Annotated in this window: 9 protein-coding genes and 2 pseudogenes; 8 read left to right on the top strand and 3 right to left on the bottom strand. The window is 72.4% G+C overall.

All coding sequences use genetic code 11. The annotated features are described in order from the left end of the window. Positions 1 to 26: 26 nt before the first annotated feature. Positions 27 to 161 (bottom strand): annotated as a pseudogene (locus AB0H53_RS23905) (ketosteroid isomerase); the annotation flags it as partial. Between AB0H53_RS23905 and AB0H53_RS23900 the strand changes: the two are divergent. Further along, positions 145 to 291 (top strand): annotated as a pseudogene (locus AB0H53_RS23900) (IS5/IS1182 family transposase); the annotation flags it as partial. The pseudogenes AB0H53_RS23905 and AB0H53_RS23900 sit on opposite strands and share 17 nt — an antisense overlap. Before the next feature lie 200 nt (positions 292 to 491). Here AB0H53_RS23900 and AB0H53_RS23895 read toward each other — a convergent pair. Continuing rightward, positions 492 to 1,544 carry an aldo/keto reductase gene (locus AB0H53_RS23895; protein ID WP_362116864.1) on the bottom strand — a complete coding sequence of 351 codons (1,053 nt, stop codon included), beginning with the start codon at positions 1,542 to 1,544 and terminating at the stop codon, positions 492 to 494. 122 nt (positions 1,545 to 1,666) lie between these two features. On the opposite strand from AB0H53_RS23895, the gene AB0H53_RS23890 reads away from it, so the two are divergent. From AB0H53_RS23890 to AB0H53_RS23870, 5 genes are all read left to right on the top strand, one after another. Next, entirely contained in the window at positions 1,667 to 2,287 is a 621-nt protein-coding gene (locus AB0H53_RS23890) for a TetR/AcrR family transcriptional regulator (RefSeq protein WP_362116861.1), read from the top strand. A 256-nt stretch (positions 2,288 to 2,543) separates the two neighbouring features. Then, complete coding sequence (locus tag AB0H53_RS23885) at positions 2,544 to 3,923, top strand: serine hydrolase domain-containing protein (protein WP_362116858.1); 1,380 nt, start codon at positions 2,544 to 2,546, stop codon at positions 3,921 to 3,923. Positions 3,924 to 4,176: 253 nt separating this feature from the next. Next, positions 4,177 to 5,724 (top strand): alpha/beta hydrolase, encoded by a 1,548-nt coding sequence (locus tag AB0H53_RS23880; RefSeq protein WP_362116855.1) that lies wholly within the window; start codon positions 4,177 to 4,179, stop codon positions 5,722 to 5,724. Positions 5,725 to 6,011: 287 nt separating this feature from the next. Continuing rightward, positions 6,012 to 7,430, top strand: a complete 1,419-nt coding sequence (locus tag AB0H53_RS23875; RefSeq protein WP_362116852.1) for a DEAD/DEAH box helicase — start codon at positions 6,012 to 6,014, stop codon at positions 7,428 to 7,430. A gap of 127 nt (positions 7,431 to 7,557) precedes the next feature. Further along, positions 7,558 to 8,559, top strand: coding sequence for an NAD-dependent epimerase/dehydratase family protein (locus AB0H53_RS23870; RefSeq protein WP_362116849.1), 1,002 nt, complete (start codon positions 7,558 to 7,560; stop codon positions 8,557 to 8,559). Positions 8,560 to 8,755: 196 nt separating this feature from the next. Here AB0H53_RS23870 and AB0H53_RS23865 read toward each other — a convergent pair whose 3' ends face one another. After that, the gene (locus AB0H53_RS23865; RefSeq protein ID WP_362116846.1) at positions 8,756 to 9,226 is read right to left on the bottom strand and encodes a helix-turn-helix domain-containing protein; all 471 of its coding nucleotides are present in this window, start codon (positions 9,224 to 9,226) and stop codon (positions 8,756 to 8,758) included. 100 nt (positions 9,227 to 9,326) lie between these two features. Between AB0H53_RS23865 and AB0H53_RS23860 the strand changes: the two genes are divergently transcribed. Both AB0H53_RS23860 and AB0H53_RS23855 read left to right on the top strand, forming a co-directional pair. Next, positions 9,327 to 10,796, top strand: a complete 1,470-nt coding sequence (locus tag AB0H53_RS23860) for an MFS transporter (RefSeq protein WP_362116843.1) — start codon at positions 9,327 to 9,329, stop codon at positions 10,794 to 10,796. 402 nt (positions 10,797 to 11,198) lie between these two features. After that, positions 11,199 to 11,696 carry a carbonic anhydrase gene (locus tag AB0H53_RS23855; protein WP_362116840.1) on the top strand — a complete coding sequence of 166 codons (498 nt, stop codon included), beginning with the start codon at positions 11,199 to 11,201 and terminating at the stop codon, positions 11,694 to 11,696. Positions 11,697 to 11,737: the final 41 nt, after the last annotated feature.

Raw genomic sequence — 11,737 nt, 5'->3', positions numbered from 1 at the left:
GCCCGCTCCTCGGTGCCCTCGGCCTCTCAGGGAGGGGTGCACGCCCCGGCGATCGAGAGGCTGTTCTCGTAGCGGTGGTGCCGGGTGCTCCCGCCCTCCTGAACGGTGAGGCGCGGGCGAAGGGGCCCGCGCAGGGTTTCCCCGTCCGGTCTCCTCGTCCCGCACCGCGAACGACGAGACCGGAGCCACCTCAACCCACAGCAGGAAGCAGAGCACGCCGTCCACCGCCAAGCCCGAGCACGGGTCGAACACGCCCTGTCGCGGCTGAAGAACCGGAGGATCCTGCGGGACTACGCCGACGCGCACGCCGCCGCCGGCTGCGGCACCACCGAAGCCGTCGCCGATGAACTCACCCTGTGGGCCACCTCCGTCCTGACGGGCGGAAAGCACAACACCTCGCCCAGCTCCCACGCCCCCGGCCGGCCGGCGGAGGCCGGGCCGTGCGGGGCTCTCAGCCACGGACACCGCCGGTCACTGCCAAGTCCCGTCCGTCACCCGGCGTCCCGGTTCATGACCGGGCTCGGGTTGAGGCGGGCGAAGCCTTCCTGCCGCTCGTACGGGAAGTAGGGGTAGGGAGCGGTCTTGGCGCTCGCGGCGTCGAGCCTCGCGACTTGACCCGCGGTCAGAGTCCACCCGACCGCGCCGAGGTTCTGCCGGAGTTGCGCCTCGTCACGGGCTCCGATGATGACGGAGGAGACGGTGGGACGCCGCAGCAGCCAGTTGATGGCGATCTGGGGCAGTGTCCTGCCGGTCTCCTCCGCGATCTCGTCCAGGACGTCGACCACCTGGAACAGGAGACCGTCCGCCACCGGCGGGCCGTAGTCAGCGGTGGCGTGCAGTCGGCTCCCGGCGGGAAGCGGACGGCCGCGGCGGATCTTGCCGGTCAGCCGTCCCCACCCCAGAGGACTCCAGACGACGGCGCCGACGCCCTGGTCGAGTCCGAGCGGCATCAGTTCCCACTCGTAGTCACGGCCCACCAGGGAGTAGTAGACCTGGTGCGCCACATACCGCTGGTAGCCGTGCCTGTCGGCCAGGTCCAGCGACTTCATCAGTTGCCAGCCCGAGAAGTTGGACACTCCGGTGTAGCGGAGCTTTCCCTCCCTGACGAGGTCGTCCAGTGTGGAGAGCACCTCCTGCACGGGCGTTCCGGCGTCGAAGGCGTGCAGCTGGAAGAGGTCGATGTAGTCCGTGCCGAGGCGGCGCAGGGCGTCGTCGACGGCCCTGATGAGGCGCGAGCGCGAGGTTCCGGCGTCCCCGGGGCCCTCCCCCATCGGCAGGCCGGCCTTCGTGGAGAGGATGACCTGGTCGCGCCGCCCCTTGACGGCGGCACCGAGCACCTCCTCCGAGGCGCCGCCGGAGTAGACGTCAGCGGTGTCGAACATGGTCACTCCCGCCTCCAGGCAGATGTCCACCAGACGCCTCGCCTCGACGGCATCGGTGGTGCCCCAGGCGCCGAAGAGTTCCCCGCGCCCGCCGAACGTTCCCGCGCCGAAGCTCAGCACGGGCACCATCAGTCCTGACGCGCCCAGCCGTCTCGTCTCCATGACCGACCTCTCACCCATGCCGACCCGCGGACATGGGACACTCGCTAACGGGACTCTTTTCCCGTTAACCTGAGGCCCAACGTAGCAGGAACGGCACCCTAAGTGGAACAGGAGTCCCATTAGTGGCTTCGGGAAAGACGGACCCCGGGACCGTGCGTCCGGGCGGACGCACGGCGCGCGTGCGGGCCGCCGTGCTGCGGGCCGCCGGCGACGCACTCGCCGAGGGCGGCCTCGCCCACCTCGACCTCGCCGATGTGGCCCGTCGCGCGGAGGTGGGGAGAACGACCGTCTACCGCCGCTGGGGGACGCCGGCCAATCTGGTCGCCGACCTGCTCGTGGACATGGCCGAGCGGTCGCTCCCCCGCTCCCGGACGGGCACCCTCCTCGGCGACCTGCGTGCCAATGCCCGGCTCGTCCAGCGGACCCTGGCCGACCCCCGGCAAGGGGCACTGTTCAAGGCAGTGATCGCCGCCGCGACCTGTGACGACCAGACCGCTGCCGCCCTCCACCGCTTCTACGAGACGCGTGTCGAGGAGTGGGAGCCGTGCGTGCGGCAAGCCGTGGAACGGGGCGAGCTGCCCGCCGGGACCGACACCCGCGAGGTGATCCGCGCCGTCTCCGCTCCCCTGTACTACCGGCTGCTGACCACCGATGAGCCGCTCGACGAGACGAGCGCGGACCGCGCCGCCGAGGCGGCGGCCGCAGCGGCGCGGGCGGGGGTCTTCACCACGGCCGCGGCCTGAGTCCCCCGGTTGCCGCCCGGCCGGCGCCCGTCCGGCAGCGGCGACGGGTGGGGGGCGGGCGACCCCCGCACCCGCCCCGCCACGCCGCACCCGCCGCGCCGTGTCCCGCCGTGTCCCCCGCCGGTGACGCCTGACAAATGTCATCTGTTCCTGTGCGCAAGGTCGTTCCGTGGGTGGAGGGCCCGCCGCACCGGCGCGACAAGGATGGGGAGCACCGAGCACACACCGTGCGAGAGCTGACGGAACTGGAGTGTCGATGCCCCTCAACCGTGCGAACAACCGCTGCCCGGACCGGCGGAGGACCCGCCTGGCCGCGGTGGCCACGGCTGCCCTTCTCTCGCTCGGCGTGACGGCGCTGCCCGCGCAGGCGACACCGCGCCCGGCGTCCGCGTCTGCGGTGTCGGTGTCCGGCCTGACGGGGCCCTCCACCGCCGCCTTCTCCACGCCCGGCCGCCCACTCGACAGAGCGGCTCTCCGCGAGTCCCTTCAGGCCTTCCACAAAGCCGGTATGTACGGCGCCTATTCGTCGGTGCGTGACGGCGCGGAGCAGTGGCGGGGAGCCGTCGGGCTGGCCGATGTGGACACCGAGCGGCGTATGCGACCCGACTTCGAGCACCGCATAGGCAGCGTCACGAAGACCTTCACCGCCGTGGCCGTTCTTCAGCAGGTCCACCGGGGGCGCGTCGAACTCGACGCGCCGATCGGGCGCTACCTGCCCGAGTTGATACCGGGTGAGCGCGGCCGGCAGGTGACGGTCCGCATGCTCCTCAACCACACCAGCGGCATCGCCGACTACGTCCTGCCCGCCTTCCCGGGGCTGGCCCAGGACCCGGGCGGAACACTCGACGAGCACCGTTTCCGCCGCGTCGCCCCGGAGGAACTCGTCCGGCTCGGTCTCGCGGCCCGACCCGTCGCGGAGCGCGGCACACACGCGTACGCCAACACCAGTTACATCATCGCCGGGTTGCTGTTGCGGGAGGTCACGGGACAGGACCCGGAAACGTACATCACCCGCAACGTCATCCGTGCGGCCGGGCTGCGGCACACCTATTTCCCCCGCGCGCCTCACCTTTCGGGGCCGCACGCGAGGATGTACGAGTCGATGTACGGATACATCGACCCGGCCCGCGATTACAGCGTCTATGACATGTCCTGGGCCGGCACCGCCGGAGCGATGGTCTCGACGATGCGCGACCTCAACGACTTCCACCGGCAACTGCTCGGCGGCAAGCTCCTCGGCCCCGCCGAACTGCGCGCCATGAAGACCACCGTCCCCGCATACGAGCCGGAGCCCGGCCAGGAAGTGGCGCTGCGGTACGGCCTGGGGCTCTACACCCTGCGGATGCCCGGCGGAGGTTGGTACTGGGGCCACGACGGCGGCGTCTTCGGGGCCGGCACCTGGGCCCTGTCCACCGAGGACGGCCGCCGGCAGGTGTCGATCGGCTACAACCTGATGAAGTACGAGCGTTTCGACGAGAACGACAAGCCGAAGCCGAACCCGATAGGCGCCGCCCTGGTCCGGTACGTCGACAGGGCACTCGGCGGTCCGGGCATGCCGTTCCCCGGGCGCGCACAGCCGCAGGCCGAGGGATTGACCGGCCCCCGTCCTCTGATCGCCCCGAACCAACTGCGCTGACGTCGACGGCACGTGCCAGTCGGCGCACCGGCCCGGCGGCGGGGCCGGCCCCCGCGGCGGGGCCGGTCCCCGCGGCGGGGCCGGTCCCCGCGGCGGTCGAGGCCCCGGCGGGACAGTCGCACGCGATCTTCGGCCAGTGGCCGGATGCCCACTCCATCGTGAGTCGTAGACGAACCACCCTCCGGGGGGATTTGCCCGGCCCTTCGATGCAACAGGGTGGCTTTCGAAGGATGTTCATCGAAAGGAATGGTTAGTGCGCAGCCAAAGATTCGCACCACTGATCGCCGCGGGCGTCCTCGCCTCCCTGTTGCCCGCGCTCGTCCCGGCGGCGCAGGCCTCGGCTGCCCCAGTGCCGCAGTACCTCCAGCAGAAGCCGGCGTGGCACCGCTGCGACCCGGAGCAGCCGGCTGCCTTCCAGTGCGCAACGATCAAGGTCCCCCTCGACTACCGCAAGCCCGCCGGCCGGAAGATCGACCTGTCGATATCCCGGCTCAAGGCCACCAGCCCCACCAAGCGGCACGGCGTGCTGCTGCTCAATCCGGGCGGCCCGGGGGGTGGCGGAGCCGACCTGCCGCCGATGGTCGGCGAGTTCATGCCCAAGCAAGTGCGGGAGCGGTACGACCTGATCGGCTTCGACCCCCGGGGGGTCGGCCGCAGCAGCCCGGTCTCCTGTGGTCTCACCGACGCCGAGCAGAACACCGAACGTCCCTACAACGCCGCGACGTTCAAGGCCGACGTCTCATGGGCACGTGGCGTCGCGCGCAAGTGCCAGGCCAAGGCCGGGGCCGTGCTGCCGCACCTCACCACCCGCAACACGGCCCGGGACATGGACGCGATCCGCGCCGTACTGGGCGAGCGGAAGATCTCCTACCTGGGCTATTCGTACGGCACCTATCTGGGCGCCGTCTACAGCCAGATGTACCCCCACCGGACCGACCGCTTCGTCCTCGACAGCGGTGTCGACCCGCAGCGGATCTGGCGCGGCATGATGCAGGTGTGGGCGTCCGGTTCGGCGCCGGCGTTCACCCGCTGGACGAAGTGGACCGCCGAGCGCGCGAGCCACTACCGGCTGGGCAGGACGCCGGCCGCCGTGTCCACGACCTTCTGGGGCCTGGTGGCCCGCGCCGACCGGGACCCGATCGTCATCGACGGCCAGAAGTTCACCGGTGACGACATCCGGGCACACCGACCGATCTTCTTCAGCCCCAAGGATGCCGCCGAGTTCGTGGCCGCCCTGAAGGCGGCCGCCGAGGGGGGAACGGCGAAGGCGCGCCTGCCCGAGACGGCGCGCCGCGCCGTCGAGGCCCCGGAGGACAACACCACGGCGGTCTTCTGGGCCGTTGTGTGCGGTGACACCGGCGCCTGGCCGCGCGATCCCGAGCAGTACCGCCGTGACGCGGTCCGGGACAAGGCCAGGTACCCGCTGTACGGCGACTTCGCCTCCAACATCAAGCCGTGCGCCTTCTGGCAGAAGCCGGTCGAGGCCGCGACCCGGGTGGACAACCGGAAGGGCGTCCTGACCGTCCAGAACGAGTGGGACTCCCAGACTCCGCTGTCCAGCGGCCGGGGCCTCCACCGGGCGCTGAAGGGGTCGCGCATGGTCCTGGCGGCCGGTGGGGAGGGCCATGGCGTCTACCTCTTCGACCCCGCCTCCTGCGTCAACGGCACGGTCAACGCGTACCTGACCACCGGCAAGCTGCCGGCGAAGGACGTGACCTGCCGTTCGGTCGGCGCCCCGAAGCGGGACGGGCTGGCCCGTGAGCTCCCGCCGCGCTTCCCGGCCGAGGCCGGCCGCTTCTGATCCGGCTCTGCGCCGCCTCTGATCCGGCAGGGTCCCCGTGCGGCGCGGTCTTCGGGCCGCGCCGCACGTGCGTCCGCTCCCGGGCGGTCCCGGTACGGCTCCCGGCGGGGCGGTTGTGCCCCGGGGCCGGGAGAGCCCGCCCGGGGTGACCCGGCACCGCCACGGCGACCGGCCGGAGGGGATCCGCCCGCTGGTAAAATGGCACCACGCTTGAGGCATCCGGGGCCCGTACCGAGACGAGGTACGGGCCCCGCCCGTTCCGGGCGCCAGATCGAGGAAGGTTCCCCATGAACGCGAAGCCGTCAGCCGCCGGGCACTCCGGCGCCGGCAGGACCGGACGTGCCACGGCGCCGCGGGGCGAGCTCTCGGTGCCCGAGACGGTGGTACCGGGCCTGCCTCCGGCCGGGTCCTTCGCCGAGCTGGACCTTCCGGCGGAGCTGGTGGCGACGATGACCGGTCTCTCGGTCCGGGAGCCGTTCCCGATCCAGGCGGCCACTCTGCCGAACGCCCTCGCCGGCCGTGACGTCCTCGGCCGCGCGCGGACCGGCTCGGGCAAGACCCTCGCCTTCGGTCTCGCGCTGCTGGTGCGTACGGCGGGCCGGCGGGCCGAAGCGAAACGGCCCCGCGCACTGGTCCTCGTACCGACCAGGGAACTCGCGCAGCAGGTGAGCGACGCGCTAGCCCCCTACGCGCGGACGCTCGGGCTGCGGCTGGCGACCGTGGTCGGCGGGCTGTCGATCGGGCGGCAGGCGACGTCGCTCCGGGCCGGGGCCGAGGTCGTCGTCGCCACCCCGGGACGGCTGGCCGACCTGGTCGCCCGCCGCGACTGCCACCTGGACCAGGTCCGGATCACCGTGCTGGACGAGGCGGACCAGATGTGCGACCTGGGCTTCCTGCCGCAGGTCTCGGAGATCCTGGACCTCGTGCGCCCCGACGGGCAGCGCATGCTGTTCTCGGCGACGCTCGACCGCAATGTCGACCATCTGGTGCGGCAGTACCTGCACGATCCGGTGTTCGCGTCGGTCGACCGGGCGGCGGGCTCCGTCACCACGATGGAACACCATGTGCTGAACGTCCATCCGGCCGACAAGTACGCCACCGCGACCGAGATCGCCGCCCGGGACGGCCGGGTGCTGATGTTCCTGGACACCAAGCTCGGAGTGGACCAGTTCACCCGGCATCTGCGGGGCAGCGGGATCCGGGCGGCCGCCCTGCACAGCGGGAAGTCACAGCCGCAGCGGACGCACACGCTGGCCCAGTTCAAGGACGGCGCGGTCACGGTGCTGGTGGCCACCAACGTCGCCGCCCGCGGCATCCACATCGACAGCCTCGACCTCGTCGTCAACGTCGACCCGCCCGCCGACCCCAAGGACTATCTCCACCGCGGCGGTCGTACGGCCCGCGCGGGCGAGTCGGGCCGCGTGGTCACTCTGGTCACGCCCGGTCAGCGGCGCGATGTGAACCGGATGATGTCGGACGCCGGGATCCGGCCGACCGTCACCCAGGTGCGGTCCGGTGAGGAGACGCTGACCACCCTCACCGGGGCCAAGCGCCCGCCGGCAGGGGACAAGCCCAAGAACACCAACGCCCCCTTCCGTGGCATGGGGACCCGCACGGGCCGTCCCCCGAAGGAGTCCCGCAAGGCCGCCGAGGCCCGCCAGGCCGCGGAGGCCCGCAAGGCCGCCCGGGTGCGCAGGGGCCGCTGACGGGCGGAGGGACGGCCCCGCGAGCGGGCCGGAAACCCGGCGGCGAGCCGCGGGTCGGCCGGCGGCAGCGGGTCCGCTGTCAGCGAACCCGCCCGGAAGCCCGGTGTCCCGGTGTTTGGGTGTCGGCATGGAGATCTTGGTTCTGGGTGGAACGGCATGGGTGGGCCGCGAGCTGTCGCGGCGGGCGATCGAGCGCGGCCACCGGGTGACATGCCTGGCGCGTGGTGAGAGCGGGCACGTCGCGGACGGTGCGCGGCTGGTGGCCGCCGACCGGCGCACCCCATCGGCGTACGCCCCGCTGCTCGACCGCTCGTGGGACGCGGTCTTCGAGGTGTCGTGGCAGCCGGGGTTCGTCCGTGCGGCGCTCGACGAGCTGGGCGGCGCGGCCCAACACTGGACCTACGTCTCCTCCGTCAGCGCCTACGCCTCCCACGCCGCCCCGGACGCGGACGAGTCCGCGGCCCTCCTCGCCCCGACCGGCATGAGCGAGGTGGACCGGGCGCTGTACGGCGAGGCGAAGGTTGCCTGCGAAGAGGCGTCGACGGCCGTCGTGGGCGACCGCCTCCTGGTCGCGCGCGCCGGTCTCATCGGCGGTCCCGGCGATCACAGCGGCCGCTCCGGCTACTGGGTGGCCCGTGCCGCCCGCGATCCGCGAGGACCCCTGCTGGTGCCCGGCACACCTGCCATACCGACACAGGTGGTCGACGTGCGGGACCTCACCACCTGGCTCCTCGACGCCGCGGAGGCGGGGCGCACGGGGACGTACGACGCGGTCGGTCCGGTCGTCCCGTTCAGTGAGTGGATCGAGCTGTCCCGCGCTGTCGGCGGACACACCGGTCCGGTGGTCACCGCCGATTCGGCATGGCTGCTGGTCAACGGTGTGGCCGAGTACATGGGGCCCGAGTCGCTGCCGATGTGGCTGGTCGAGCCGGGCTGGGAGGGCTGGTCCGCCCGCAGCGGGGCGGCTGCGCGTGCCGCCGGGCTGCGCCACCGACCCCGGGCGGAGCTGCTGGCCGACACGCTGGTCTGGGAACGCGAGCAGGGACTGGACCGGACGCGACGGGGCGGCCTGAGCGCCGGACGCGAGCGCGCGCTGCTCGACGCCCTCGGCCGCCGGTCCTCGGGCTGAGCCCTGGCTCAACGGCACCCGGGGCTGAGCCCTGCCCGCCGGGCCTCGGGCTGAGCCCTGGGCGGCCGTTGTCGGCCGGCCTCTGACCTTGCGACACCCGGGCCGGCCCCTGGCTGACGGCGGCCGTCAGGCTGTCCGGCCGGCGACTCCGGCAGCCCGCCACCGCGCGCGCCCGGTGAGGCGCGTCCTGACCCGCCTACGTCGACGCTCCGGACGACATCGCCGACCGCTCCTCCCGCTCCCGCTCGTCGTACGCGCTGCGGGCGGCCGCGATCTCGTGCTGGTGCCGCTCGGTCCAGGTGACCAGGGCGCGGATCGTGGTGTGCAACGTGCCGCCCAGTGGGGTCAGTTCGTACTCGACGCGAGGCGGCACCACCGGGTGCACCGTGCGCCTGACCAAGCCGTCCCGCTCCAACTGGCGCAGGGTGACGGTGAGCATGCGCTGGCTGATGCCGTCGATCTCGCGGCGCAGCTCGGAGAAGCGGAGCGTGCGGCGGTCGAGCAGGGCGATGACCAGGAGGGACCACTTGTCGGCGACCCGGTCGAGGATCTGCCGCACCTCGCAGTCCTCCCGGGTGTCCCACTGGAACGGGTCGGTGTCTCCGTAGCCCGGGCCGGGGCCGGTTACTCCGCAGTGACCAGGTGACTTCGAAGTGCCTTCTTCCATGTCACGCCATGCTGCCGCACAGTTCGAGTGGTTACAAGAGGGAACCGACCCTCACCCGGGTAACTCCCCTGCTCATACCGCCACTTCACCGGAGACCGTCATGTCCGTACGCGCCTGGTCCCTGCTCCTGGTCCTCTGCGGGACCATCTTCCTGGAGGGGATCGACGTCGCGATGCTCGCCGTCGCCGTACCGTCGATCCGTTCCGATCTCGCGTTGTCCACCGGAACGGCGGCGTGGGTGATGAGTGCGTACGTCCTCGGGTACGCCGGTTTCACACTGCTCGGCGGGCGGGCGGCCGACCTGCTCGGCAGACGGCGGATGTTCCTGGCCTGGCTCACCGTCTTCCTGGCCTTCTCCGGGCTCGGCGGCTTCGCGACGGAGGGCTGGACACTCGTCGTGGCGCGCTTCATGACGGGCGTAGCGGCGGCGTTCATGACCCCGGCCGCCCTCTCCATCATCACCACCTCCTACAAGGAGGGACCCGAGCGCAACAAGGCGCTGCTCGTCTTCGCGGGCACGGCGGCCGGTGGGTTCTCGCTCGGCCTGGTCATCGGCGGGCTGCTCACCCAGTTCGGCTGGCGCTGGGTGTTCTTCGCGCCGGTCCTGCTGGCGGGCGCGCTCCTGCCGGCCGCCGTCCGACTGGTCCCGGCCGAGCCCCGTCCGGTCAGGACCGGTGGTTTCGACCTCGGCGGCGCGGCCGCGGCGGCCGGGGCCATGCTGCTGCTGGCGTACGGGATCGTACGCTTCGAACACGGGACGGCCGGCTGGGTGCTGACGCTGGCCGCGCTCGCCGCCGGACTGCTCCTGATCGGTGTCTTCGTCGCGGTCGAGCGCCGCGCGGCCACCCCGCTGGTGCGGCTGGGCGTCCTGCGCAACGGGGCGACCGTGCGTGCCGATCTGGGCGCCCTGCTCTTCGTCGGCTCCTTCATGGGGTTCCAGTTCCTGCTCACCTTCTACCTCCAGGAGCTGCGCGGCTGGTCGTCCCTGGAGACGGCGCTGGCCCTGCTGGCGCTGGGCCTGGACGCGATCCTGGCACCGACGCTCACCCCGCGCCTGGTCGCCCGGTTCGGGAACACCCGGGTGATCCTCGGCGGATTCGTCCTCGGGGCCGTCGCCTACGCGCTGTTCCTGCCGCTCGGCCAGGACTGGCCGTACGCGCTGATGCTGCCGGGCCTGCTCCTGTCCGGAACGGCCTTCGCCCTGGCCTACGGTCCGCTGACCATCGCGGCGACCGACGGGGTGGTCGAGCGGGAGCAGGGCCTGGCGAGCGGTCTGCTGAACACCGCGATGCAGTTCGGTTCGGCGGTGGGCATCTCGGCGGTGACGGCGGTCTACGGCGTCGTCGCGGCGACCGGGGGACGGATGGACGCCTTCCGGGCCGGCCTGGTGGTCCCGGTGGTGATGGTGGCGCTCGGCGCTCTGATCACGTTGACCGGCGTACGCGGCCGGGCGGGCGGGCGGCGGGTGGCCACCGGCGGTCTCGTCGGCGACGACCCGGCGGGCGGCGCCGACGGTGGCGCGGGCGACGGCGCGGCCGGGGCCCGGCCGACGGCCGGCACGGTGGGATGACTCGCGCGGGGCGGCCGAGCAGCGGTCCGGCCGCCCCGGCGGCCCCCTCGCCCTTCGGACCGGCACCGGGCGACCGGTTCCGGCCCGTACCAGGCGCGCCGCCCCGGACCGCGGCGAGGCATGGGCTCGATCGAGTCACATTCCCGACCGGCGGCCGGGTGGTGCCGCCGGCGCCCGCGCCGGCACATCAGTGCACGCGGGAGGCGCCGGCGGCACGGGGCCGGGCGGGCCGGGACACCCTGGGCACCCGGGCGGATCGGGCCATCGAGAGGGCCTGGCGCCAACGGCCCGACGTGTACGGGCCGTTACGGGCTCATGGATATCCGGCCATTGCCCCCTCCCGGTCCTCCCGCCGGCTCATAGGTTGGCGTCCAAGGATTCAGCCGACCAGTGAGGGACCCCATGTCTGTGACCGACGAGTACCTGCTGAACAACGCCGCTTACGCCGCCTCCTTCGAAGGCCCTCTTCCGCTTCCCCCGTCCCGGCACGTCGCGGTGGTCGCCTGTATGGACGCCCGCCTGAACGTCTACGGGATGCTCGGGCTCCGCGAGGGTGAGGCCCATGTCATCCGCAACGCCGGAGGTGTGGTGACCGAGGACGAGATCAGATCCCTGACCATCAGCCAGCGGCTGCTCAACACCAGGGAGATCATCCTCATCCACCACACGGACTGCGGAATGGCCACCTTCACCGATGACGAGTTCCGCCGCGGCATAGAGGAGGAGACCGGGATCAAGCCGGGCTGGGCGGCCGAGGCCTTCGTGGACGTCGAGGCGGACCTGCGGCAGTCCATCCTGCGCATCACCAGCAGCCCGTTCGTGCCGTACAAGGACTCCGTGCGCGGGTTCGTCTTCGATGTGGCCACCGGCCTGCTGGAGGAAGTGAAGCCCACCTCGTGACCGAGGCCCGGACCGTCAGCGGCCCGGAGTAGAGCGGTCCC

This window comes from Streptomyces sp. NPDC050856 (genome assembly GCF_040653855.1).
In the GTDB taxonomy this organism is placed as follows: Bacteria; Actinomycetota; Actinomycetes; order Streptomycetales; family Streptomycetaceae; genus Streptomyces.
Note: the sequence above shows the minus strand (reverse complement) of the source record. Positions and strands in the feature narration are given on the sequence as shown.

Bases quoted from the DNA above. Each gene is read 5' to 3' on its own strand.
- AB0H53_RS23855 (WP_362116840.1), top strand. From the start codon at position 11,199: ATGTCTGTGACCGACGAGTACCTGCTGAACAACGCCGCTTACGCCGCC.
- AB0H53_RS23870 (WP_362116849.1), top strand. From the start codon at position 7,558: ATGGAGATCTTGGTTCTGGGTGGAACGGCATGGGTGGGCCGCGAGCTG.
- AB0H53_RS23860 (WP_362116843.1), top strand. From the start codon at position 9,327: ATGTCCGTACGCGCCTGGTCCCTGCTCCTGGTCCTCTGCGGGACCATC.
- AB0H53_RS23865 (WP_362116846.1), bottom strand. From the start codon at position 9,226: ATGGAAGAAGGCACTTCGAAGTCACCTGGTCACTGCGGAGTAACCGGC.
- AB0H53_RS23875 (WP_362116852.1), top strand. From the start codon at position 6,012: ATGAACGCGAAGCCGTCAGCCGCCGGGCACTCCGGCGCCGGCAGGACC.
- AB0H53_RS23895 (WP_362116864.1), bottom strand. From the start codon at position 1,544: ATGGAGACGAGACGGCTGGGCGCGTCAGGACTGATGGTGCCCGTGCTG.
- AB0H53_RS23885 (WP_362116858.1), top strand. From the start codon at position 2,544: ATGCCCCTCAACCGTGCGAACAACCGCTGCCCGGACCGGCGGAGGACC.